The sequence below is a fragment of the Lysinibacillus sp. AR18-8 genome, assembly GCF_001705465.1.
In the GTDB taxonomy this organism is placed as follows: Bacteria; Bacillota; Bacilli; order Bacillales_A; family Planococcaceae; genus Lysinibacillus; species Lysinibacillus capsici.
The window spans coordinates 17,388-42,791 of record NZ_MDGU01000028.1; the positions used below are offsets into that span (position 1 = coordinate 17,388).

Consider the following 25,404-nt stretch of genomic DNA (forward strand, 5'->3'; position numbering starts at 1 on the left):
TTAGGAGAGGGTCGCATGAAATGGAAGCGTAGTGAACGACTAGTTGATATGACGTACTACTTACTAGAACATCCACATCAGCTGATCCCGCTAACTTATTTTTCAGAACTATATCAATCTGCTAAGTCATCCATTAGTGAAGATTTAACGATTGTAAAAGAAACATTCGAAGAAAAAGGAATCGGGTTATTGATGACAGTGCCGGGTGCTGCAGGAGGAGTAAAGTATATTCCGAAAATGTCCGAGGCTGAAGTACGTTTAGTGATTCAAGATTTAAAAGCAGAGCTAGAACATTCAGATCGATTGTTACCAGGTGGTTACTTATTTATGACGGACTTGCTTGGAAACCCAGATTTAATTAATCGTGTAGGAAAGGTCTTTGCTTCGGCCTTTGCAGATCAACAAATCGATGTCATAATGACAGTAGCAACTAAAGGGATATCCATCGCTCATGCCATTGCAAGACATTTAAATGTACCAGTGGTTGTTGTGAGAAGAGATAGTAAAGTAACAGAAGGTTCTACAGTAAGCATTAACTATGTATCTGGTTCTTCCAGAAGAATTCAGACAATGGTATTATCAAAAAGAAGCATGAAGAGTGGACAACGTGTATTAATTACTGACGACTTTATGAAGGTCGGCGGTACTATGAATGGCATGAAAAATCTCTTAGAGGAGTTTGACTGTCAGCTAGCAGGCATTGCAGTGCTTGTGGAGGCTGAGCATGCGGACGAAACATTAGTAGATGATTATTATTCACTTGTAAAGCTTCATGAAGTTAATGAAAAAGATCGAACAATTGCATTAAGTGAAGGTAACTATTTTTCTAAAAGGGGACATGACAAATGAAAGTAGTAGCAACAACAAATGCACCAGCAGCAATCGGACCATATTCACAAGGTATTATTGTTAACGGAATGTTTTATAGCTCTGGTCAAATTCCATTAACAGCTACAGGTGATTTAGTGGAAGGCGATATAACTGTACAAACAAATCAAGTATTTGCTAATTTAAAAGCTGTTTTAGCGGAAGCTGGAACTTCTTTAGATAATGTTGTAAAAACAACGGTCTTTATGAAAGATATGAATGACTTTGTAGCGATGAATGAAGTTTATGCAAATCATTTCGGTGATCATAAACCAGCTCGTTCAGCTGTAGAGGTAGCCCGTCTTCCGAAAGATGTAAAAGTAGAAATCGAAGTAATCGCAATCGTAAAATAAATAAAACTTATTAAGCTCACTAAAGAGAATCTTTATTCTTTTTAGTGGGTTTTTTTACGCCGACAAACAATTGTCAAAAATTACGTATATAAGAAAAAATATTATTCTAATAAGTATTCAAATTTTTTAGAAAATTTGATAGACTATGAAAAGGAAAATATTCGGTAATTGAGAATATAATATTTTCATTTAGGCATCCAAGAAGAGAGGTGGTGAGAAAATGGAAGTTACTGATGTGAGATTACGTCGGGTACAGACGGATGGTCGCATGCGTGCGATTGCTTCCATTACACTTGATAATGAGTTTGTTGTTCACGATATTCGTGTCATTGATGGAAATACTGGTTTATTTGTAGCTATGCCTAGTAAACGAACACCAGATGGGGAATTTAGAGATATTGCTCATCCAATTAATTCTGATACTCGAAATAAAATTCAGGAGATCATTTTAAACGAGTATCATAACTCTAGTGAAATAGAGGAAACTGGTAAAGAAGAAGAATTAGAGGGAATCGGTGTGTAATAAATAGTAAATAACTTACTTTTTAAGGATATGTTACAAACTTACGGTAAAAAAGATAGGAAGAACTCTTCTAGTTGGAAGGGTTCTTTTTATTTTGATAAAAAGATAATATGAGCAATTTCAGGATATACTTCATGACATTCGAGCATAAGGTGCATTGGATTTAGGAATTCATGTTTTTGTCAACTCTACATGCCTTGAAAATAGATGAATTTTGCTATATAGTCATAAGAGAAAATGAGCGTATTGGAGGACTTACAGATGAGCAATATTTTTGCTGTCATTTTGGCTGCAGGTCAAGGTACACGTATGAAGTCCAAATTATATAAAGTGCTCCATCCAGTATGTGGGAAACCAATGGTACAACATGTGGTGGATCATATTCAGACGTTAGATGTGAATCGCATTGTAACGGTTGTCGGACATGGTGCTGAAAAAGTGCAACAACAGCTTGGTGATAAAAGTGAGTATGTGCTGCAGGCTGAGCAACTAGGTACAGCGCACGCTGTGCAACAAGCAGAGGCCATTTTAGGTAATGAAGAAGGTACAACATTAGTTGTATGTGGAGATACACCACTAATTCGTCCTGAAACGATGCAAGCTCTATTCGAACATCATCAAGAAAAGAATGCTAAAGCAACTATTTTAACTGCAATTGCTGAAAATCCAACTGGCTATGGCCGTATATTACGTGGCAGTAACGGACAGGTGGAGCAAATTGTTGAACAAAAGGATGCTTCAGCAGAGCAGCAATTAGTAAAAGAAATAAACACAGGCACATATTGCTTTGATAACAAATTATTATTTGAAACATTGAAGCTTGTGAAAAATGATAATGCTCAAGGTGAATACTATTTACCAGATGTCATTGAAATTTTACAAAAGCAAGGTGATATTGTTGAAGCATATGTCACTGATGATTTTGAAGAAACACTAGGTGTTAACGATCGCGTGGCTTTGTCACAAGCCGAGACCTTAATGCGTAGAAGAATCAACGAGAAGCATATGCGGAATGGTGTAACAATTATCCATCCTGAAACAACGCATATTAGTGCAGATGCAGTTATTGGGCGTGATACGGTGATTCAACCTGGCTCAATGATTGAAGGTGCTACTGTGATCGGTGAAGATTGCATTATCGGGCCAAACACTCAAATCATAGATAGCCGCGTTGGTGATCGTACAACTATACATTCTTCAGTTGTCCGTGAAAGCTCTATTGCAGAGGATACTGCTATTGGGCCATTTGCTCATATTCGACCACTTTCAGACATAGGTAGTCATGTCAAAATTGGTAACTTTGTAGAAGTGAAGAAAAGCAAGCTAGATAACGGCTCGAAAGTTTCACATTTAAGTTATATTGGCGATGCTGAGATCGGTAGTAACGTCAATATTGGTTGTGGTTCCATTACAGTAAACTATGATGGAAAAAACAAGTTCAAAACAATTATTGAAGATGATGTATTTGTAGGATGTAATACTAACTTAGTAGCGCCAGTGAAAGTTGGAAAAGGTTCATTTATTGCAGCAGGTTCTACAATTACAAAAGAAGTTCCTGAAGATGCACTTGCCATAGCTCGTGCAAGACAAGAAAACAAACCGAATTATGTAAGCAAATTAAATTCAAAATAATTATCAACTAAACAGGAGGCCATCATGCCGTATCATTATGCAAACTCACAATTAAAAATATTTTCACTTAACTCTAATAATCCATTAGCTCAAGAAATTGCGCAGGAAATGGGCGTAGAATTAGGTAAATCTTCTGTTAAGCACTTCAGTGATGGAGAGATTCAAATTAGCATTGAAGAAAGTATTCGAGGTTGTGATGTGTTTATCGTGCAGTCTACTTCTGCACCTGTAAACGAACATTTAATGGAGCTTTTAATTATGGTAGATGCAGTTAAACGTGCATCTGCTCGTACAGTAAACGTTGTAATGCCTTATTATGGTTATGCACGCCAAGATCGTAAAGCAAAAGCGCGCGAGCCAATTACAGCTAAATTAGTGGCAAACCTACTTGAAACTGCTGGTGCAACACGTGTTATCGTATTAGATTTACACGCACCTCAAATCCAAGGTTTCTTCGATATCCTAATCGACCACTTAATGGCAGTACCATTACTATCTGATTACTTCAAATCTAAAGGTATTCCAGGAGATGAGATCGTTATTGTTTCACCAGATCATGGTGGGGTAACACGTGCTCGTAAAATGGCTGAACGATTAAAAGCACCGATTGCAATTATTGACAAACGTCGTCCGAAACCAAACGTTGCGGAAGTGATGAACATTGTTGGTAATGTTGATGGTAAAGTGGCAATCTTGATTGATGATATTATTGATACAGCAGGTACAATTACAATTGGGGCAGATGCGTTACGTGCTGCTGGTGCAAAAGAAGTTTACGCTTGCTGTTCACACCCTGTATTATCTGGTCCAGCAATTGAACGTATTGAAAACTCTGCTATTAAAGAATTAGTGGTGACAAATACAATTCAGCTTTCAGACGAGAAAAAATCTCCAAAAATTACAGAGCTTTCTGTAGCTAAATTAATGGCGGATGCTATTTCTCGCGTTTATGAAAATAAATCTGTAAGTACTCTATTTGATTAATAAATATTGTAAGTATAAGACCAATCTACTCTTTGAGTAGATTGGTCTTTTTTATATAAATTGGACACTATTTCATCAAGACGAAGAAATAGATGAGTGTTTTATGTGTGAGCCTTCTCACAAAGGGGTATAATAATAATGTGTCTTAATAATATTTACTCTACCTTAAACAAATAGAGCTAAGTATTATCATAGCCTACAACGAATTATTGTTGAGGCGTAAATAATTTTCTTGGAAGGGGAATAAAGAAGTATGAGTACAGTATTAAGTGTTACAAAGCGCGAAACTGGGCATCGTTCAACATTAACCCAACTTAGAAAAGGGGGAGCCATTCCTGCAGTTATTTACGGCTACAAAGTAGATTCAACCCCAATTTCTATTGCTGCAAAAGATTTTAAAAAGTCCATTCAAAAAAATGGGCAAAATAGTGTGTTTTCGCTAGAGTTAGAGGGGAAAAAGGTGAATGCTGTTGTGTCAGAGATTCAGCAATGTTCATTGAAAGATGAAGTAAATCATATTGACTTTTTAGCCATTAATATGGCGGAAGAGCTAGAAGCTGATGTCCCGATTAAATTACTTGGACAGTCAGTTGGTGTGAGTGAGGGCGGTATTTTAATGCAGCCTAACTTAGAATTAAAAGTTAAAGTAAAGCCAACAGAGTTACCCGAATCAATTGATGTGGACATTTCATCGTTGAAAATTGGGGAATCCTTAACAGTAGCAGATATTCGCGATGCTACACCTGTTGAAATTATTAGTGAAGATGATTATATGTTAGTAACCATTGTGGCGCCTGTTTCTGTAGAGGAAGAGACTACAGAAAATGAAGAAGGGCAAGAGTCAGTATAAAAGTAAATACGCTTAAGGCTAATAAGAAGGCTATAGCTTTCTTGTTAGCCTTATTTTTTATGTCTTTTAACAATTGTACAAAATGCTTTCTAGGCATGCTATATGGTAAAATAATGACTATTAGATTTGAAAGAAGAGAGGTACTTATGAAAATTATCGTTGGTTTAGGAAACCCAGGTAAACCTTATGAGCATACAAGACATAATATTGGCTTTGATGTTATTGATGCGTTAGCAGAAAAATGGGGAACACCTTTAACAAATTCAAAATTTAACGGGATGTACACAACTGTACATCGACCAGAAGGAAAGGTTCTACTTGTTAAACCATTAACATATATGAATTTATCAGGGGAATGTGTTGGTCCCCTAATGGACTATTTTGACATAGAGGTAGAAGACTTAATTGTCATTTATGATGACTTGGATTTAGAGACAGGTAAATTACGTCTGCGACAAAAAGGGAGTGCAGGTGGTCATAACGGCATTAAATCATTAATTCAACATTTAGGCACTCAGGAATTTAATCGTATTCGAGTGGGCATTAATCGTCCACCAGCGGGCATGAAGGTAGCAGACTATGTGTTAGCTAAATTTTCGAAGGAAGACCAAGTTCTTATGCAAGACGCCATTGTAAATTCTGTAAACGCTGTTGAAGCATCTCTTTCAAAGCCGTTTCTTGATGTGATGAATCACTTTAACGCAAGCAAATAGATGGAAGTAATAAAATTTCTGTTAAAGTTTTTGGATAATTGGCATGGTGTAAGGTGAGTAATGAACTGTCTTACACTATTATTACAGCTAATATTTGTAGTGAATAGTCTTAGCTACAGGTAAAAATTAATTCTCTAATTTTCAAGTTATTGCAATGAGGATGACAGTGAAAAGTGCATAATCCTTTTTATAAATGTCTATACTTTAAGTAGAAAGTTGCTTAAAGGAGGATGATTTGGAGATGTCAGTTCGCTATCGATGTCGGCATTGTGAAGTAGAAATAGGGACACTACCATTTGATGCAGATGATACAATTCGAAAGCTGCATATTTTCGAATTGGGAGAAGCGGATGATTATGTTGAGAAAGATCAACATGGTCAAACGACTGTGCACTGCATTTGTGAGCAATGTGAGGATTCGCTGAGACAATATCCAGATTATCACGCACTCAATAAATGGATTCAATAATTGGAAGGATGCTTTGACACACTTATGTGTGTTCAAGGCTTTTTCCATTTCATAAAACAGCCATTAATAGAGAAATGTAAAATAACACTAGAATAATAGAAATAAAAATATAGAATTTATGCTGAAAGGAGCTTTTGACTGTGGAGGTTTTACGACAGCTTGTGTCGCAAGATAAACATATTACATCATTTTTAAAGGAAATTCAGAGCGGTCAAACTGCATCACAGCTTATTACAGGTTTAACAGGAAGCGCACGCCCCGTAATGGTCGATGTGTTATTTGAATATGTAAAGAAGCCAATCTATATTATCTCTCCTAATCTATTGCAGGCACAAAAAATGGTTGATGAGCTTGCTGGATTGTTAGGTGAAGAACATGTTCATTATTACCCAGCAGATGAATTTATTGCAGCCGATCTTTCTGTAGCTTCACCAGAACTTCGCGCGGAGCGAATTGCGACGCTTGATTGCTTAGCTAGAGGTGAGAAAGCCATATATGTAATACCTGTGGCTGGTTTACGTAAAATAATGCAGCCTAAGGAACACTGGCTACATTATTTTTTACAAACAGCCGTAGGCGAAGATATTGAAATTGAGATGTGGTTACAAACATTAGTAGAGATGGGCTATGTACGGAATTCAATGGTGACATCACCTGGAGAGTTTGCGTTGCGTGGGGGGATTTTAGATATTTATCCACCTTATTTGGAATCACCTATTCGTATTGAATTATTTGACACAGAGGTTGATTCCATACGAACATTTTCAGCAGATGACCAACGTTCTATTGATAAATTACAAAAAATTCGTATTCTTCCTGCTTCAGAGGTCATTCTTACTAAATCAGAAAGACAGGCATTAGCAGGCCGTTTAGAAGTGGCATTAGCAGCCAGTCTAAAGAAGGTAAAAAAGCAGGAGACAAAGGAACTTCTGTATCAGCATATTCAATATGATATTGAATTGCTACAGCAAGGAAATTTACCTGATTATGTAAACAAATATGGCTCATTATTATACGATAAAACAGCCTTTTTGGGAGATTACTTTGAACAAGATAGTATTGTACTTTTTGACGAGCTTGGACGTATTCAAGAGGTAATGGATGCATGGGAACGTGAAGAAGATGAATGGTTTTTATCTTTAATCGAAGAGGGAAAAATGGTTCATGATGTCAAACCCGCCTTCTCATTAAAAGAAATATTGGCGATGTTGTCACAACAAAAGCTTTCATTTTCATTATTTTCGCGAACATTTGCAGGGATTACGTTTACTAAAACAACTAACTTTTCTTGCAAACCAATGCAGCAATTTCATGGACAAATGTCCTTGCTTCAAAGTGAGGTTGAACGCTGGTTACTTGGCAAATTTACAGTTCTAATCATAGCAAGGGATAAAGAACGAGTAAAAAGGGTTCAGCAAATGCTTGAAGAGTACGATATTCATACGGCGATAGGTGAGCCGACAGAACCTGGTATTTATATTGTAGATGGTGGTTTGTCGAGTGGCTTTGAATTGCCTCTACAGCGTTTAGCAATTGTAACAGAAGACGAGCTCTTTAAACAGCAGGCAAAGAAAAAAGCACGTACACAAAAAATGACTAATGCTGAACGTATTAAAAGTTATACGGAAATTAAGCCAGGTGATTATGTTGTGCATGTTCATCATGGGATTGGTAAATACATCGGTGTAGAGACATTAGAGGTTAATGGTACACATAAGGATTACCTGCATATTCGATATCGTGCAGACGATAAATTATATGTCCCTGTAGAGCAAATAGACTTAATCCAAAAATATGTGGCGTCAGAGGATCGTGAACCAAAGCTACATAAATTAGGTGGAGCAGAGTGGAAAAAGGCGAAAGCGAAGGTATCCTCTGCTGTACAGGATATTGCAGATGATTTAATAAAGCTGTATGCAAAGCGTGAAGCAGAGAAAGGGCATGCTTTTACACCTGATAACGACGACCAACGTAATTTTGAAGCGATGTTCCCTTATGAGGAAACAGAGGATCAGCTACGTTCAATTGTTGAAGTAAAACGAGATATGGAACGTGAACGCCCTATGGATCGTTTAGTCTGTGGCGATGTAGGCTATGGTAAGACAGAGGTAGCCATTCGTGCCGCATTTAAGGCTATTCAAGATGGAAAGCAAGTGGCATTCCTTGTCCCTACTACTATCTTGGCTCAGCAACACTATGAGACAATTCGTGAGCGCTTTCAGGATTTCGCCATTAATGTTGGATTGTTATCTCGCTTCCGTTCGAAAAAAGAGCAAACAGCCACATTAAAAGGCTTAAAAGAAGGCCGAGTCGATATAGTTATTGGAACACACCGTATTTTATCTAAAGATTTAATTTTCCAAGACCTTGGTCTGCTAATTGTGGATGAAGAGCAACGTTTTGGTGTGACGCATAAGGAAAAAATTAAGCAGTTAAAGACAAATGTCGATGTCTTAACTTTAACGGCTACACCAATCCCAAGGACTCTTCATATGTCCATGGTAGGGGTCCGAGATTTATCTGTTATTGAAACGCCTCCTGCTAATCGCTTCCCAGTTCAAACATATGTGATGGAGCACAGTGGTGCATTAGTACGAGAAGCTATTGAGAGGGAAATGGCACGTGGCGGACAAGTATTTTATTTATATAATCGGGTTGAGGATATGGCTCGAAGGGTTGAGGAGATTCAAGTACTCGTCCCTGAAGCACGTATAGGCTTTGCTCATGGAAAAATGACTGAGTCAGAGCTAGAATCAGTGATTTTAGCCTTTTTAGAGGGTGATTATGATGTGCTTGTCACGACAACAATTATCGAGACAGGTGTCGATATACCGAATGTAAATACGTTAATTGTCCATGATGCTGATCGTATGGGCTTAGCCCAGCTCTACCAATTACGCGGTCGCGTTGGACGTTCTAACAGAGTAGCCTATGCGTATTTTATGTACCAACGCGACAAAGTTCTGACAGATGTAGCAGAGCAACGTTTACAAGCAATTAAAGAATTTACAGAGCTTGGCTCAGGCTTTAAAATTGCGATGCGAGATTTATCTATTCGAGGTGCAGGAAACTTACTTGGAGCGCAGCAACATGGCTTTATTGATTCAGTTGGCTTTGATTTATATTCACAAATGCTTCAGGATGCCATCGCGGAACGTCAAACAGGCGTGAAAAAAGAAGAAAAGCCAGATATAGAAATTTTGCTGAGTATTGATGCTTATATTCCAGACGCTTACATTCCAGATGGTTATCAAAAGATCCAAATGTATAAACGAATTAAAGCCATGGATCAGGTGGAGGAGTATGACGAAATCATGGAGGAATTAGAGGATCGATTTGGCGATCTTCCAATTGAAACAGAGCGTTTACTTCGAATAGCACGAATGAAAGTTTGGGGCTTAGGTGCGGGAGTAGTATCTGTAAAGGAGAAGCAAAAACTTATTACAATACTATTGTCAGAACAAGGGACGGCAAGTGTCGATGGCAGTAAGATTATTGAAGAATCGATGAAATTCGAGCGTGCTGTTGGTTTTGGTATGGATGGCATGCAGTTAAAATTAACAATAGATGAACGCAAGAGTGGGAAATATCAACCCTTTGATATGTTGGAAGAGCTAATGCAAATTATTGATAAAGCAAAAAAGCAGCAATAGTAGTTAAAAGGCTAATCTTATCTTTTACCATAAAAGATAAGATTAGCCTTTTTCATGTTGCTTCAGTAATCATCATCTCTAACATATTTGCTCACAGGAATAATTGATTTTTTTCCAATATTTTTTATGAATTAATTATAGAAACTTATTCCTTGGGTAATCTAATAAAGAGTTGATTGATGTAATACCGTTTTTTGAAAAAAATTGATTGATGGTTGTGAAATCCTTTTTCTTCAGTTTTTGCATAGATTGCTCAAATAAAAACCATACTATCATTGAATTAAAATTTCATTGTAGCGAAAGCGAGGCATTAGAATGAAGGCAACAGGAATTGTTCGTCGTATTGATGATTTAGGGCGTGTAGTTATTCCAAAAGAAATTCGTAGGACGCTACGTATTCGTGAAGGCGACCCGCTTGAAATTTATACGGACCGTGAAGGCGAAGTCATTTTAAAGAAATATTCTCCCATCAATGATTTGGGGGAATTTGCAAGAGAATATGTTGAAACACTTTATGAAACGATGGGCACACCAGCATTTGTCACTGACCGTGATGAAGTAATCGCTGTTGCAGGGATAGGGAAAAAGGAATATATAAATCGTCGCATTACGTCCTTTGCGGAAAGCTTTATGGACGAACGCTCCACAAAAATAGAAAAAATGGAGACAACGATTGAAATTGTCCCTGGACAATATGAGCAAGTAAAATCATATTGTGCGACACCTATTATGGTGAATGGTGACCCAATAGGCTGTATTATCGTCTTGTCTAAAGTACACTTTGTTGGTGAGGTAGAAGTCAAAGTAGTGGAAACAGCTGCAAACTTCTTAGCAAAACAAATGAATAGTTAATGCATGGAAAAGTTATTGCGATGACCTTTAAGGCTGAACAATAACTTTTTTGCGTACATAAGGATGAATCATTATAGGAACAGTAGTGCCACCTTGCACGTCAAACTTTTGAGATATGCTATACTATTGGCATTGTTAAGAAGGAAAGAGGGCAATTTATGTCGCAACGTTTTGGTATGAAAAGCTACATGAAGGGTGCCGCCTTATTGACGATAGCAGCCCTTATTGTAAAAGTTCTTAGTGCCATTTACCGTGTGCCTTTTCAAAATCTAGTAGGTGATGAAGGCTTTTATATCTATCAACAGGTATATCCAGTTATTTCAATCTTCGTTGTTTGGACATCTAGTGGCTTTGCTATAGCCATTTCTAAAATGCTTGCAGACAATGATTGTATTGTTGATACAATAGAACGTGATGAAAGACGTCGCACTATAACACAGGTAGTTTTCAGGTATTTAACGGTATTATCACTACTGTTTTTTGCCATTTTATTTGGAGGTGCTGAAAAGATTGCCCATTTAATGGGAGATATTCAATTAGCACCACTTATTCGTACAGGCTCCTTAGTAGTATTGGTTATGCCGGCGCTGGCTATTTTAAAAGGTAGCTTTCAATCTAGAGCAATTATGGAGCCTATTGCTTATGCCCAAGTACTTGAACAAGCAGTGAGAGTAACTGTCATATTAGCAGGTACCTTTCTTATTATGACAACGACTAAATCTCTTTATGGTGCAGGAAAAATGGCTGTTATCGGTACAGTAATTGGAGAAATTACAGCCTTGCTATTACTTGCTTATATCTCATATAAACGATTTGGTCTACTGCAAGTTAAACAACATCTACAACGTAATCCAAGTTTACCTATCATTAAAGAGGTCACTTGGCTCAGCTTGAGTGTCAGTATGAGTGGTCTACTACTACTTGGCTATCAATTGGTCGATTCATTTACAATCTATTCTTCATTAATTGATAATGGCATGACTCCTACAATTGCAAAGGAAACGAAGGGTATTTATGATCGAGGACAACCGTTAGTTCAACTAGGTGTTGTCATTGCATCCTCATTGTCGTTGGCCATTGTGCCACTTGTCGCCCATTTGTCGAAAAAACAAGCGGGACGTAGTGCAGTACCATTCATACAATTAACATACAAAGCATCCGTCCTGTTCGGCTGGTCTGCTGCACTAGGCTTAATGCTAGTTATGCCTTATTTAAATGAAATGCTTTTTAAAACCAATTCCTTATCGGAAGTATTGATTGTCTATGTATTTCAAATTGTCCCTTTGTCGATTATCCTTACATTTACAGCGATCTTACAAGGCTATGGAAAATTAAAAAAACCAGCTTTATTTCTCATAATTGGTTTTCTAATAAAAATTATATTAAATGTACGTTTAATTGGTGGATTAGGTGTACTAGGAGCTGCCATCGCAAATGATATAGGATTATTATTAACAGCAACCTTGCTGATTATTTATTTAAAAACATTGACTGGCATTCAATTAGCTTCAGGCGCATTTTATAAAAAAGTAGGTATAGCCTCCTTCAGTATGACAATCGTCGTTCTTATATGGTTACAGCTAGTATCGTCCTTGTTAAACCATTTGATGTCTTCACGTATGATAGCCATGGTGGCGGGTTTGACAGCAGTATCTATTGGGGCGTTTGTTATGCTAACAATTATTGCAAAGAAAAGAGTACTAATAGAAAAAGAATGGTATTTACTGCCGTTTGGACGTAGAATGGCTGTTTACCAACTTTGGCTAAATTCAAGGAAGTAGGTGTAATATTGAATACATTAACAATTATTGGTTTAGGTGCAGGTGACTTTAATCAGCTGCAAATGGGTGTTTATAAAAAATTAAAGGCTGCTAAAAAATTATATGTACGAACAGTGGATCACCCGGTTTTAGAGGAATTAGCAGCAGAGGGTGTGGGATTTGAAAGTTTTGACGACGTTTATGAAAAACACGATACATTTCAACCTGTGTATGCAGAAATAGCTGATTCTCTTATAGAAGCTACCGCTGTTGAGGATGTTATGTATGCTGTGCCAGGGCATCCACTAGTTGCAGAGCAAACAGTGCAATTACTTATTGCAGCCGCAAATGAAGGGAAAATTGAGCTAGTCATTGAGGGTGGTCAGAGTTTCTTAGATCCCATTTTTGGTGCGTTAAAAATAGATCCAATTGAAGGCTTTCAATTACTTGATGGTACTAGCTTTTCAATGCATGACATTAACATGCGTCAGCATATCTTGATCGCTCAAGTATACGATACATTCAGTGCATCAGAAGTGAAGCTAACGTTGATGGAGAAATATGATGATGAGTATCCTGTGACAGTTGTGACAGCGGCTGGATCTTCACAGGAACAGATTGTCACAGTGCCACTCTATGAACTCGATCAAAGTGTAGAAGTAAATAATTTAACAACAGTCTATGTACCACCTGTAAAATCACAGGAGGAGTCATTAAGAGATTGGACAACATTCCGTCAAATCATTGCAACGCTGAGAGGTCCAAATGGCTGTCCTTGGGATCAAAAGCAAACACATGAGTCGTTGAAAAAATATTTACTTGAGGAAGCACATGAATACTTGGCTGCGGTCGATGCTGAGGATGATTTTGCTATGATTGAGGAACTTGGTGATGTGTTGTTACAAGTATTTTTGCATGCACAAATTGGAGAAGATCAAGGTTATTTTACACTTGAAGATGTGTTAGCTTCGATTAGTAAAAAAATGATTCGCCGCCATCCGCACGTTTTTGGGGATGTTGCAGTAGAAGATGCAGATGATGTCGTGACTAATTGGGAGGCTATTAAAGCTGAGGAAAAAGAAACTAGCGACAAACCTTTATTAGACGAAGAATATAGAGCATCTTCGGCATTACAGACAGCCTACAATTATCAAAAAAGAGCTGCAAAAGTGGGCTTTGATTGGCCAGATGTGGAGGGAGCATGGGATAAATTTACCGAGGAATGGCAGGAATTTCGCCATGAGGTGACGAAAGGCTCTAATGCGTCCCGTCTTGATGAATTTGGCGATGTATTGTTCACATTAGTAAACTTAGCACGTTTCTATAAATTATCACCAGAAGAAGCCATGCTACATGCAAATGAGAAATTTGCAAGACGTTTCGGCTATGTTGAGCAACAGGTAAAAGCAAGTGGAAAACCATTTTCCGATTTTACATTAGAACAATTAGATGCATTTTGGAATGAAGCAAAGCAACTAGAAAAGGAGTAAGATTATGAGATTAGATAAGTTTTTAAAAGTATCCCGTTTAATAAAACGCCGTACTTTAGCCAAAGAAGTGGCCGATCAAGGACGTATTACAATCAATGAAAAGATTGCAAAAGCAAGTAGTACAGTGAAAGCTGGTGATGAGCTTGCTATCCGTTTTGGTCAAAAAATAGTAACGGCACGTGTAGAAGAAATACGTGATACTGTGAAAAAAGAAGATGCAGCAAAAATGTTTACCATTTTGAAAGAAGAACGACTTGAAAAGATTGAGCCTGAATTTATTGATGATGAGGATTAAAGCTAAATTTATTTTCTAGCCCTCCTATTGTTGTCCCGCCTTTCTTTTTGTAGGTGAAAGTATGATACAACTTAAATAAAGTTGTCATGCTTTGAAGGTTGTCCGCATAAAGTGAACAGAAGCTAGGACGACTAAAGGAGGAAAAAAATGACGCTACATCAAGAAAGTAATCGTTACACAATTCCATCTGGAGAGCATATTTTAACGATTCGTAATCGTAAAAGAATGGACATGACTTCTGTAAAATCAATTGAACGCTTTGATCAGGAAGAGTTTTTCATTAAGACGTCCCAAGGGCACTTGTTAATCCGTGGAGAGGAACTGCATATCGTTCATTTAGATGTTGACAAAGGATTATTGACACTTGAAGGAACTGTAAAAACCTTACAGTACGACGAGGAGGAAAGTGGCTTCTCGAAAGGTTTCCTTCATAAGTTATTTGGATGATTGTCAGTGAACAATTTTATCAATTAATTGTCATGGTTTTGAGCGGTATAGCAGTTGGTTTCATAATTGATAGTATAAGGCTTATTGTTTTTTCAACTCCAAAAAGGTCAAGCCTTCGAAAGTGGATGATGGTTGTTGAGTTAATAACTTGGATTCTACTTGGAGGGTTGACATACTATTTATTATTTTGGCTAAAAGATGGCGCTTGGCGGGCTTACGACCCGCTAGCGCAAATAGCTGGAATTTTTTTGTATCAATCATTTTTTCAAACCTTTTTACGTTTCGTTGCTAGAATTTTGGTGAATATAACATGGAGACCCTTTTGGTTCATTGTGCGTTTCATAATTACGGTTATTCGACAAATTTTGCAATTATTAATAAATATTGTTATGTTTGTTATAAGACCTTTTGTCAAAATTTATTCGTATTTGTCCTACACTTTTTTTAAAAAATTACGATATTTGAAGTATAATAAAAAGCAACAATAATTATCGGAGGTGCGGACATGACTAGACGTCATTCATCAAATGATGAATCCCAAAACTTCACTAAGCTTGATAATGACTATGTCCGTAACACGGATAGAGCTATAAATCGCAAACAACAGGCTCGAAAACGTAAGATGCGTCGTATTGTCTTTTTTGCGATTGTACCAGTCATTATTATTGCTCTTCTCTTAAATGTGCTGTCACATCAGAATGAAACATTAGCAGCAAAAGAGAAATCCAAAGAAGAAGCGAATCGGCATCTCACTGAATTGAAAGAAGAACAAGATACATTAAATCTTAAAATCAAACAATTGCAGGATGATGAATATATCGCAAAGCTATTAAGAAAAGAGTACTACTTATCGGAAAAAGGTGAGATTATTTTCATCATTCCAGATAAGGAAGATAAAAAAGACGACTGAAAAGCTATGTATTGTTGACACTCTTTTATTGTTATATATAATGAAAAGAGAAGCTTATTGCAGTAAAAAGTTTGATTAAATTGATTACATGGCTCAAAAGAGTCGCTTAATTTTTAAGGAGGAGCATTTTTTTTATGTCAATTGAAGTAGGCAGCAAGGTACAAGGTAAAGTAACAGGAATCACAAATTTTGGAGCATTCGTTGAGCTGCCAGATGGCAAAACAGGCTTAGTTCACATTAGTGAAGTTGCTGACAATTATGTAAAAGATATCAATGAGCATCTAAAAGTTGGAGATGAAGTTGAAGTAAAAGTGATGAATGTTGAAGCGGACGGAAAGATTGGTCTTTCAATCCGTAAAGCAAAGCCTCAAGCTGAAAGACCAGAGCGACCAGAGCGTCCAGCACGTCCACGTCGTGATAATCGTTCCAATGATCGCAACGAACGCCACCAGCCAAAAGAAAATTTTGAGCAAAAAATGGCACGCTTCTTAAAAGATAGTGATGAACGTCTAGCAACACTTAAACGTGCTACAGAATCAAAACGCGGAGGTCGCGGAGCTAGAAGAGGGTAGTTTGCTGACTGTTTTAATCGTAGAAAAAGTGTATGAAATAGAGTTGGGAGTGGCTTTTTAAAAAGCTACTCCCTTTTTTAATATACCTATAAAGTAGAAGAAGGTCTCTTTTTCTTTTTTGTGGGTGTTATCGTTTTTTCATCGGTAAGACCAATGGATTCTTTCTTCACAGGATGGATAACCATTTTAACAAGTAAAGCAACACCATATACACTCACAGCTAGTCCACCAAGCAATAAGATTATTTGAACAAAAAACGGTAAGTTTATTAGAATTGAAATAAGAATAATCATTGAGCCACTTCCACAAATTAAAGCAGCTTTTGTTAATGCACTCAAGGGAATTAAACCTCCTAAAAACGTTGTTTTTACTAGTATGCCATACTTTTATATTCTGTCACATAGCTTTACTTGAGCGGACGGATAGAATTTGCAAAGAAGTAGATAGATGGATAAATTAAAAATAGGTATCTCAGAATCTAGTTCTGAGATACCTATTTGAGATGACCCGTACGGGATTCGAACCCGTGTTACCGCCGTGAAAGGGCGGTGTCTTAACCACTTGACCAACGGGCCTATATGGTGGCGGCCGAGGGGATCGAACCCCCGACCTTACGGGTATGAACCGTACGCTCTAGCCAGCTGAGCTAGGCCGCCAAATTTAGAAATGGAGCGGAAGACGAGGTTCGAACTCGCGACCCCCACCTTGGCAAGGTGGTGTTCTACCACTGAACTACTTCCGCATGTCGTTTAAGCAACAAGTTAAATAATACAAGCCAATCGTGCTAGTGTCAAGTAGGTTTGAAAAAATATTTAAAGATATTTTAGGACATTTAACTATAGAAGAATATTTTAGCGGATTTTTTGTTCTTACGTAGAAATATATCCTAGAGAATAGTTGAATCAAACCATTAATAGTACATAAAATCCCTTCAAATTAGGCTTTAAGATGAATAGTAAATAATTATTATATTGATTCAATAATTGAATTTTCCAATATTTCTATTGATCAAAAGCCTTTTACTATAGAAATTGTTGCCAATTCTCGTATTTATGAATAGCTATTAGTCGAAATATTTATATTTTTTTCTGTCAACGTCAGACAATCTTTCCACACATAATTTTTTATAATAACCAAAAGTGCGGAAAGGGGATAGTTAAATGACAAGTATTGAATGGTATAATACAACGAATGTAGATGACCAAAAAATAGGTTTGAAAAAGAAGCAGATCCTAATAGGCTCTCTCTTTTTTTTAACCGCCTTTTTTTTGGCTCAATCTGTTGTATTTGAAGCGGCTGTACCGTTCTCAGTTCCTTTTTGGGCCATTATTCGAACAAAATATAGGGAGTATGCCAAATTCGTATTATTTGGGAGTTTAGTGGGTTGCTTTTTCCTGGGCTTTGGACAAGTCCTAATTCTCGCTTTACAAATTATCCTGTATGAATGTATTATGCGTTTTCGTTACTGGCAACTGCCCCAAAGTATTGCGGTGTCTTTAGCTGTATTACTGGTACAAATAATGTGGCAAGGGGTGATGTATCAAGGCTTACCACCAGTGCTTGTACAATTTTATGTGGGCTGTGAAGCAGCTTTAGCTCTTATTATGACATTGTTTATGCAAGTATTATTTGTTAATTCGTATGAATGGTTTACGACGCATTGGACATATGAAAAGCTAGGTTCAGGATTAGTCGTCTTTGCAGCCATGCTTACTGGAATGCAAACGGTTGTAATAAGCTATTTTTCACTCCCTATTTTTTTACTGCAGCTCTTTATCTGTTTTGGCGCATTGGTTGGAAGTGTTCCTTTAGCAACTGTCATTGGAGCAGTGCTAGGGACGCTTATTGGTGTGGCCAAGCTTTCGTTTACCGGTATGCTTTCGGTGGCTACCTTAACTGGATTATGTGCGGGTATGGGAGCGAAAGGTGGTAGATTTGGCGTTGCTATTGGTAGTATTTTACCTAGTGTATTTTTTTTATTTTATGACGCCACATTGCCCTTGGATAGTGTTTATTTTACCTCAATTGCCATTGGTAGTATTTTATTTCTAACCATTCCAAAGAAATATTCAGATAAGGTAAGGGACAAGCTCTTTCCACAACGAGAAGAGGTTTTACTAGCCCGACAGAATTGGTTAACAGAACATGTAACGTATAAATTAGAGCACTTTCAGCATTTTGTGCAATTCATGAAGGAACTTGTGTTTGATCGCTTTATGACAGCACCAGTTGAAGCGGCAAAGGAAGTAGCACCAATGAATACTTGTTTAAGTTGTTTCCGTTATGATCATTGCTGGGGTGCGCAAAATAATGGTATGGACAAGCTGATGACAGATTGGTTTCATATGAAAGGAGTAGGCAAGGAATCAGCTATTCATCGTGTTGAAGAACAAATACGCTATAAATGTGTGAAATCCACGAAAATCTTTGAGGAATTAGATACAGAACTTTATAGAGAACGAATTAACGGGCAATATTTCCATGGTAAAAAAATGATTGCCCTTCAACTGCGAGATATGAGCAATCATTTAAATCAGTTAATTGCTGAGATGAAGGAAGATACAATTTCTTTTGTAAGTGTTGAGAAGGACATTGTTGAGCGCTTAAAGGAAGCCAATATTGAATGTTTTCAACTTGATGTCTTAAGTAATAAGCCTGGGGCAAGAAAGATTGTTTGTGCCTTAGCACCAGCACGTGTCAACTGGGAGAAAGATACGACATTAGCTGAACGTATGATTTTGCCGATTCTTTATGAAATTTTTGATGAACCTTTTGAAATTGAAAAAGTAGTAGCCTGCGAAATACCATTTCGTCATGTTCAAATTTGCTTTAGATCAGCTATTAGCTTTGAAGTAGAGTATGATATATATAGCATGTCTAAAGATGCAACATTATATTCCGGTGATTCTCATGCCCTTTTCCAATTGCATCCAGGATTATTTGCGATATTGCTGTCTGATGGTATGGGGCAAAGTAAAGAAGCACAACATGAAAGTAGAAAATTGATTCATTTAATGAGAGAGTGTCTAAATTACAATATGAATCCCGAAACTGCGATGCATACGCTCCATTATGTCATGGCATTAAAACAGCAAGATGATATGTATGCAACCCTTGATTTTGCACTTGTCGATTTACAGCATGGAGATTTGTGGTCGTGGAAAGCGGGTGGAATGTCAACCTACATTTTGCGTGGAAAAGAGGTACTGAAAGTAGAAAGTAATGCAGCACCTGTAGGATTCTTATCTATTTCAGCAGTCGAAGCTGAAAAAAGAAAACTGAAGGCAGGTGATGTTATTTTAATGCATTCAGATGGACTTTTCTCAAGTGTAGCTGATTGGGATGAACAGGAGGAAACATTTTTAGCTTTCGCACAGCAGGTAGCAAGTACAAATAAAACGATTCAAGAAAAGCTAACAACCATTATGCAATCATTCCAAGGATATTTTGAAATAGAGGATGATTGTACAGTATTAATGTTAGAGGTGACACATGTTGTACCGACATGGGCTGTCTTTAGACCAGCTCAGTATTCAATGAGTAAATCATCTTAAACTAACAACGAAAAGGGGAGGAGAAGCGTTTGTCATTTGAATTAAAGGTCAAAACATTTATAGAAGAAGAGCAATTATTACAGCAAGGCGACCATCTTCTCATCGCCGTTTCGGGTGGGATAGACTCTATGGCTTTACTTCATTACTTTATTCAAACACAGGAGCATTGGAACATTCAGGTGGAAGCCGTACATGTTGATCATATGTTGAGAGGAGAAGCTTCTGCTGAGGATAGGGCTTTTGTTCAAAAATATTGTGACGCTAATGATGTTTACTTACATGCCAAGGAAATTCCAATACCTACAATATTGGCACAGGAAAATGGTAATACACAGTTAATATGTCGTAGGGAAAGGTATCAATTTTTCAAAGAAGTTCTGCAAAAAACAAATGCTAATAAGCTTGTAACTGCACATCATGCGGATGACCAACTGGAGTCAGTATTAATGGCCCTTACAAAAAATGCAACAATGAATAGCATGCAGGGCATACGTCCTCAAAGAATTTTTGGAGGAAAATCATTAATTCGTCCGTTTTTAACGGTTACAAAGTCTGAAATAGGGGAATATTTACTTAGAAAAGGTTTAGATTATCGAGAAGATGCTAGCAATTCTAAAGATACCTATGTACGTAATCGTTTTAGACATCATGTGGTGCCTTTATTGGAGGCAGAGAATCCGCGAGTGACTGAACAGGTGACCCATTTCACAAAGCAATTGCAAGAAGACGATACCTTTTTAATGACATTGGCCCAAGATGTATTTTCCCAAATCATCATAAGAAATAATGAAAATACATATCGCATGGAAATTGAGGCATTTCAATTGGTACCACTTGCTTTACAAAGGAGGCTCATTTTAATACTATTAAACTATCTTTACAAAGATTCAAATACGATACAAAGTTATGCCTTATTGACTTCAATTTTAAAGCTTTGTGATACAACAGCAGGGTATGCTGAAATTCACTTACCTGAAGATTTTCTAGCAGTTCGCCGTTATGGAAATTTAACGATTCAGAAAAAGGAGCCGTTAGAAGGCCTAGCTTCTCCTGAGAAACAGGTTATTTCGACTGCTAATGGCTGGACAACACTGACAAATGGTGAGCGCTTACGCGTAGTCAATTTGCATGATTTATCGTCTGAATTGCTGACGGATACTGCACAACTTTTTTATTTTAACGCTAGCAAACTCCACCTACCGTTTTATGTTCGGGCACGCAGGGATGGAGATAGAATGCTGTTAAAAGGAATGGATCAGCCAAAACGCTTATCTCGCCTTTTTATAGATGAAAAGATTCCTTTAAATGAGCGAAATAGCTGGCCGTTACTGATTTCTCAATCTGATGAGGTGGTAGCGGTAATTGGTGTGCGTATGGGAATATTTTTTTCAACCACTCCGCAACCAAACGATGATACAGTGCTCATCGTAGACTAAGGTCTTTGTAAAATATTTCACCGAAATAGGGTGAAGATTTTTTGATACATCACGAGGAGGAATCGATATGTTACAAAACGACATCGAAAAAATTATGATTACAGAAGAACAATTGCAAGAAAGAATTGCAGACTTAGGCGCGCAATTAACAGAGGAATACAAAGATGCATTTCCATTAGCTGTTGGCGTACTTAAAGGGGCAATGCCATTTATGACAGACCTAATGAAACGTTTCGATTCTTTCATCGAACTTGATTTTATGGATGTGTCTAGCTATGGTAATGCTACTGTGTCATCTGGTGAAGTGAAGATTTTAAAGGATTTGAATACAAGCGTTGAGGGACGTGACGTATTAATTATCGAGGACATTATTGATAGTGGTTTAACTTTAAGCTATCTAGTAGATTTATTTAAATATCGCAAAGCAAAGTCCATTAAAATTGTTACATTACTTGATAAACCATCAGGTCGAAAAGTAAATTTATCTGCTGACTATGTTGGTTTCGAAGTGCCAGATGGCTTTGTTGTAGGATATGGCTTAGATTACGCTGAAAAATATCGTAACTTACCTTATATTGGTATTTTAAAGCCTGAGGTATATTCTTTCTAAGAACAAAAGACCAGCTATAAAAAGTAAAGGTCTCCAGCGCAAGTCACGTATTTTTAGTTATGTTTAACATAATTCAAAATCTTGACACAATGTTTAGCTATATCGAGCCCGAGGAACAGGTACAATTACGCTGGGACATATAAAGATGGCCTAAAAACTGTTGTGATAACGGCAATAAGTGAACGAAACATTTTTTAAGTAGGGCTTTTCGTTGTATGATGAAATCATGATATGTTAAGATTTTACTTATAATTTTTCTGTTTGTAATGAGGAGGCTGGAGATGAATCGAATATTTCGATATACCATATTCTATCTACTGATTTTCCTAGTGATTATCGGTATTTTTGGTACTTTCAATGGTGGAAATTCACCAACGAAAGAATTAACTTATCATGAGTTTCAAGAAGCTCTAGATAAGAAAGAAATAACAAGTGCTACAATTCAACCTGATAAATCAGTTTACGTCGTTGAAGGAACACTGAAGGGGTATGAAAAAGGGGAAAGTTTTACTACAAACATCCCTCGTGAAAACCAATCTTTAATGGACCGCATCGATGAGGCTGCTAAGGATAAAAATAGTAATATTAGTTTTTTAGCAGCACCAGAAACAAGTGGATGGATTCAATTCTTTACAGGAATTATTCCTTTCATTATCATCATTTTCTTATTCTTCTTCCTAATGAGTCAATCTCAGGGTGGCGGTAATAAAGTGATGAGCTTTGGTAAAAGTAAAGCTAAACTGTATGATGATCAAAAGAAAAAAGTGCGTTTTACAGATGTAGCAGGTGCTGATGAAGAGAAAGCAGAACTTGTTGAAGTGGTAGAATTCTTAAAAGACCACCGCAAATTCACTGAAATTGGTGCCCGTATTCCAAAGGGTATCTTACTTGTAGGTCCTCCAGGTACAGGTAAAACATTACTTGCACGAGCAGTAGCAGGTGAAGCAGGTGTTCCATTCTTCTCTATCTCAGGTTCTGACTTCGTTGAAATGTTTGTCGGTGTTGGTGCTTCTCGTGTCCGAGATCTATTTGAAAATGCTAAGAAAAATGCTCCATGTATCATCTTTATCGATGAGATTGATGCAGTAGGTCGTCAACGTGGTGCTGGTCTCGGTGGAGGCCATGATGAGCGTGAACAAACATTAAACCAGTTATTAGTTGAAATGGATGGTTTTGGTGCTAATGAAGGGATTATTATCATTGCCGCAACAAACCGCCCGGATATTTTAGATAAAGCACTATTACGTCCAGGTCGTTTTGACCGTCAAATTACAGTAGGTCATCCTGATGTAAAAGGACGTGAGGCAATTCTTAAAGTACATGCACGTAATAAGCCTTTAGCAGATACAGTTGATTTAGCAGCTGTTGCTCAACGTACGCCAGGTTTCTCAGGTGCGGATTTAGAAAATCTACTAAACGAAGCAGCGCTTGTAGCGGCTCGAAAAAGTAAGCGCACTATAAATATGGCAGATATTGATGAAGCATCAGACCGAGTAATCGCTGGTCCTGCAAAAGCCAGTCGCGTATATTCTGCGAAAGAGAAGAAACTGGTATCCTTCCATGAAGCCGGCCACGTAGTCGTTGGTCTTGAGCTAGATGAGGCTGATACAGTACACAAAGTAACAATTGTTCCTCGTGGGCAAGCGGGTGGATATGCGATTATGTTACCGAAGGAAGAGCGCTTCTTTACGACAAAGCAAGAGCTTTTAGATCGTATTGCAGGTCTTCTGGGTGGTCGTGTAGCTGAAGAAATTGTTCTTGGTGAAGTTTCTACTGGAGCACATAACGATTTCCAAAAGGTTACAAGCATTGCCCGTGCTATGGTTACTGAATACGGAATGAGTGAGAATCTTGGAGCTATGCAATTTGGTTCAAGTCAAGGTGGTAATGTATTCCTTGGCCGCGACTTTAATTCTGACCAGAACTATTCTGATTCAATAGCCTATGAAATTGATAAAGAAATGCAAAAAATAATTGATACACAATATGAGCGTACTAAGCGTATCCTTACGGAAAAACGTCACCTGCTTGATTTAATTGCCAATACACTAATGGAAAAAGAAACATTAAATGCACAAGAAATTGAGCATTTACGTGATCACGGTGTGTTACCGGAACCAGAGGCTGCAGAAAAAATTGAGGAGAACACTCCAAAGATTGAAGCAAAGCCTACATTAGATACTATTGGCGAACCAGTTGTTGAAAAAGAGCTACTAAGTAAAGAGTCAAATCCAACAACTTTGGATTTAGCAAAAGAACGTAAAGAACCGAATGATGCACCTAAGGGTATCGATGAAAAACGTGATTAAAAATAGGGAAGACTGTTTACTAGTTCAGTAAGCAGTCTTTTTCTTTGCCTTTTCTTACTAATAAGCATTAGGATAGAGTAGTAAAAAAGACAAGCTGCATGCAACTCTGCCATTTAGAGAGATGTTAGCCAAAAAAGATAGGAGTGTATATGCGTGGGAAATGTTGTATTGAATAATAGTCTTAAAATGCCATTGGTTGGATATGGTGTCTTTCGAGTACCCGAAGGAGATGACCTAGCTGAAGCAGTCAAAACAGCTATAGCAAAAGGCTATCGTAGTATTGATACAGCACAAGTATATCGAAACGAAGAAAGTGTTGGACGAGGAATACGAGCAGCCATTGAAGAAGGCTTGGTAACTCGTGAAGAATTATTTATCACATCAAAAGTTTGGAACGATGGACTTTCCTATGAAGAAACACTTGCGGCATATGACAGCAGTCTAGAAAAAATAGGATTAGACTATTTAGATTTATATTTAGTACATTGGCCTGGAATAGACCAAAATTATATTGAAGTTTATAAAGCACTAGAAAAGATTTATCAAGATGGTCGAGTACGTTCAATTGGTGTTAGTAATTTCCATGTACACCATTTGGAAAGCCTTTTGAAGGAAACGACTGTCGTCCCTGTTATAAATCAAATTGAATTCCATCCGCATTTAATACAGGAGGAAGTACGTGCCTACTGTAAGGATAAGGGCATACAGGTAGAGGCATGGTCTCCGTTGATGAATGGTTCTCTACTTGAAGAGGCATTGATTCAAGAGCTAGCATCTAAATATGGCAAAACGCCTGCACAGATTGTATTACGCTATGATGTGCAACATGATGTTGTCACGATTCCAAAAACGATGACACCTGCACGTATGACTGAAAACCTAGCTGTTTTTGATTTTACGTTAACTGAGCAAGAAATGACACAGTTAGATGCAATGAACGATGGACTACGTTGTGGTCCAGATCCAGAAAAATTTAATTTCAAATGATTGTAAGAGAGGCTACCATATTTAGGGGGCCTCTTTTTAAAGAAGGATGATAACATGTATAGGTATTTATCTCCACCTGTAGTAGAAGGTGATGTACCTAAGACTATCCCTACAGTACAAACAACATCTGCTGAATCA

The 25,404-nt window shown here is 37.5% G+C and carries 23 protein-coding genes and 3 tRNA genes; 22 read left to right on the forward strand and 4 right to left on the reverse strand.

What is annotated here, in order from left to right; translation table 11 throughout:
• Window positions 1-15: 15 nt before the first annotated feature.
• The 17 genes from purR (at window position 16) to BFM98_RS18885 (ending at window position 16,370) form a co-directional block, all read left to right on the forward strand.
• A complete protein-coding gene (gene purR / locus BFM98_RS18805) occupies window positions 16-849 on the forward strand; it encodes a pur operon repressor (RefSeq protein ID WP_004229190.1) in 834 nt (277 codons plus the stop codon).
• Window positions 846-1,220 carry a RidA family protein gene (locus tag BFM98_RS18810; protein WP_004229189.1) on the forward strand — a complete coding sequence of 125 codons (375 nt, stop codon included), beginning with the start codon at window positions 846-848 and terminating at the stop codon, window positions 1,218-1,220. Before purR ends, BFM98_RS18810 begins: the two co-directional genes overlap by 4 nt.
• A gap of 220 nt (window positions 1,221-1,440) precedes the next feature.
• Window positions 1,441-1,743: a septation regulator SpoVG gene (gene spoVG, locus BFM98_RS18815; RefSeq protein WP_066038159.1), complete on the forward strand. Its 303-nt coding sequence runs from the start codon at window positions 1,441-1,443 to the stop codon at window positions 1,741-1,743.
• Between the two features lie 261 nt (window positions 1,744-2,004).
• On the forward strand, window positions 2,005-3,375 hold the full coding sequence (gene glmU, locus BFM98_RS18820; protein ID WP_066038160.1) for a bifunctional UDP-N-acetylglucosamine diphosphorylase/glucosamine-1-phosphate N-acetyltransferase GlmU: 1,371 nt from the start codon (window positions 2,005-2,007) through the stop codon (window positions 3,373-3,375).
• 24 nt (window positions 3,376-3,399) lie between these two features.
• Window positions 3,400-4,359 carry a ribose-phosphate diphosphokinase gene (locus BFM98_RS18825; protein WP_004229183.1) on the forward strand — a complete coding sequence of 320 codons (960 nt, stop codon included), beginning with the start codon at window positions 3,400-3,402 and terminating at the stop codon, window positions 4,357-4,359.
• A 253-nt stretch (window positions 4,360-4,612) separates the two neighbouring features.
• Window positions 4,613-5,209 carry a 50S ribosomal protein L25/general stress protein Ctc gene (locus BFM98_RS18830; RefSeq protein WP_066038161.1) on the forward strand — a complete coding sequence of 199 codons (597 nt, stop codon included), beginning with the start codon at window positions 4,613-4,615 and terminating at the stop codon, window positions 5,207-5,209.
• Between the two features lie 146 nt (window positions 5,210-5,355).
• Window positions 5,356-5,922, forward strand: coding sequence for an aminoacyl-tRNA hydrolase (gene pth, locus BFM98_RS18835; RefSeq protein WP_016993791.1), 567 nt, complete (start codon window positions 5,356-5,358; stop codon window positions 5,920-5,922).
• 241 nt (window positions 5,923-6,163) lie between these two features.
• Window positions 6,164-6,391 carry an anti-sigma-F factor Fin gene (locus BFM98_RS18840; protein WP_016993788.1) on the forward strand — a complete coding sequence of 76 codons (228 nt, stop codon included), beginning with the start codon at window positions 6,164-6,166 and terminating at the stop codon, window positions 6,389-6,391.
• 140 nt (window positions 6,392-6,531) lie between these two features.
• Entirely contained in the window at window positions 6,532-10,044 is a 3,513-nt protein-coding gene (mfd, locus tag BFM98_RS18845; protein WP_066038162.1) for a transcription-repair coupling factor, read from the forward strand.
• A 315-nt stretch (window positions 10,045-10,359) separates the two neighbouring features.
• A complete protein-coding gene (spoVT, locus tag BFM98_RS18850; RefSeq protein ID WP_004229174.1) occupies window positions 10,360-10,896 on the forward strand; it encodes a stage V sporulation protein T in 537 nt (178 codons plus the stop codon).
• Between the two features lie 158 nt (window positions 10,897-11,054).
• Window positions 11,055-12,677 carry a putative polysaccharide biosynthesis protein gene (locus BFM98_RS18855; RefSeq protein WP_066038163.1) on the forward strand — a complete coding sequence of 541 codons (1,623 nt, stop codon included), beginning with the start codon at window positions 11,055-11,057 and terminating at the stop codon, window positions 12,675-12,677.
• Between the two features lie 8 nt (window positions 12,678-12,685).
• Window positions 12,686-14,146: a bifunctional methyltransferase/pyrophosphohydrolase YabN gene (yabN, locus tag BFM98_RS18860; protein WP_066038164.1), complete on the forward strand. Its 1,461-nt coding sequence runs from the start codon at window positions 12,686-12,688 to the stop codon at window positions 14,144-14,146.
• 4 nt (window positions 14,147-14,150) lie between these two features.
• Window positions 14,151-14,441, forward strand: coding sequence for an RNA-binding S4 domain-containing protein (locus BFM98_RS18865; RefSeq protein WP_048395337.1), 291 nt, complete (start codon window positions 14,151-14,153; stop codon window positions 14,439-14,441).
• A gap of 147 nt (window positions 14,442-14,588) precedes the next feature.
• Window positions 14,589-14,888 carry a sporulation protein YabP gene (gene yabP, locus BFM98_RS18870; RefSeq protein WP_004229167.1) on the forward strand — a complete coding sequence of 100 codons (300 nt, stop codon included), beginning with the start codon at window positions 14,589-14,591 and terminating at the stop codon, window positions 14,886-14,888.
• Entirely contained in the window at window positions 14,885-15,376 is a 492-nt protein-coding gene (yabQ, locus tag BFM98_RS18875) for a spore cortex biosynthesis protein YabQ (protein ID WP_048395335.1), read from the forward strand. The genes yabP and yabQ overlap by 4 nt, the downstream gene beginning before the upstream one ends.
• A 17-nt stretch (window positions 15,377-15,393) precedes the next feature.
• Complete coding sequence (locus BFM98_RS18880) at window positions 15,394-15,798, forward strand: FtsB family cell division protein (protein WP_048395333.1); 405 nt, start codon at window positions 15,394-15,396, stop codon at window positions 15,796-15,798.
• Window positions 15,799-15,932: 134 nt separating this feature from the next.
• Window positions 15,933-16,370 (forward strand): S1 domain-containing RNA-binding protein, encoded by a 438-nt coding sequence (locus tag BFM98_RS18885; RefSeq protein ID WP_048395331.1) that lies wholly within the window; start codon window positions 15,933-15,935, stop codon window positions 16,368-16,370.
• Window positions 16,371-16,456: 86 nt separating this feature from the next.
• Here the strand turns inward: BFM98_RS18885 and BFM98_RS18890 are convergent, their stop codons facing one another.
• The 4 genes from BFM98_RS18890 to BFM98_RS18905 all read right to left on the reverse strand — a co-directional run bounded on the left by BFM98_RS18890 (window position 16,457) and on the right by BFM98_RS18905 (window position 17,112).
• The gene (locus BFM98_RS18890) at window positions 16,457-16,708 is read right to left on the reverse strand and encodes a hypothetical protein (protein WP_048395329.1); all 252 of its coding nucleotides are present in this window, start codon (window positions 16,706-16,708) and stop codon (window positions 16,457-16,459) included.
• 165 nt (window positions 16,709-16,873) lie between these two features.
• Window positions 16,874-16,945, reverse strand: a tRNA-Glu gene (locus BFM98_RS18895).
• Between the two features lie 4 nt (window positions 16,946-16,949).
• Window positions 16,950-17,026: transfer RNA gene (locus BFM98_RS18900), tRNA-Met, on the reverse strand.
• A gap of 11 nt (window positions 17,027-17,037) precedes the next feature.
• A tRNA-Gly gene (locus BFM98_RS18905) sits at window positions 17,038-17,112 on the reverse strand.
• Window positions 17,113-17,530: 418 nt separating this feature from the next.
• Here BFM98_RS18905 and BFM98_RS18910 point away from each other — a divergent pair.
• The 5 genes from BFM98_RS18910 to BFM98_RS18930 all read left to right on the forward strand — a co-directional run bounded on the left by BFM98_RS18910 (window position 17,531) and on the right by BFM98_RS18930 (window position 25,266).
• Window positions 17,531-19,924 carry a SpoIIE family protein phosphatase gene (locus BFM98_RS18910; protein WP_066038165.1) on the forward strand — a complete coding sequence of 798 codons (2,394 nt, stop codon included), beginning with the start codon at window positions 17,531-17,533 and terminating at the stop codon, window positions 19,922-19,924.
• Window positions 19,925-19,953: 29 nt separating this feature from the next.
• Window positions 19,954-21,360 carry a tRNA lysidine(34) synthetase TilS gene (gene tilS, locus BFM98_RS18915; protein ID WP_066038166.1) on the forward strand — a complete coding sequence of 469 codons (1,407 nt, stop codon included), beginning with the start codon at window positions 19,954-19,956 and terminating at the stop codon, window positions 21,358-21,360.
• A 67-nt stretch (window positions 21,361-21,427) separates the two neighbouring features.
• Entirely contained in the window at window positions 21,428-21,970 is a 543-nt protein-coding gene (hpt, locus tag BFM98_RS18920; protein WP_004229145.1) for a hypoxanthine phosphoribosyltransferase, read from the forward strand.
• Window positions 21,971-22,251: 281 nt separating this feature from the next.
• Complete coding sequence (gene ftsH / locus BFM98_RS18925) at window positions 22,252-24,279, forward strand: ATP-dependent zinc metalloprotease FtsH (RefSeq protein ID WP_048395325.1); 2,028 nt, start codon at window positions 22,252-22,254, stop codon at window positions 24,277-24,279.
• A gap of 153 nt (window positions 24,280-24,432) precedes the next feature.
• Entirely contained in the window at window positions 24,433-25,266 is an 834-nt protein-coding gene (locus BFM98_RS18930; RefSeq protein ID WP_083225412.1) for an aldo/keto reductase, read from the forward strand.
• Window positions 25,267-25,404: the final 138 nt, after the last annotated feature.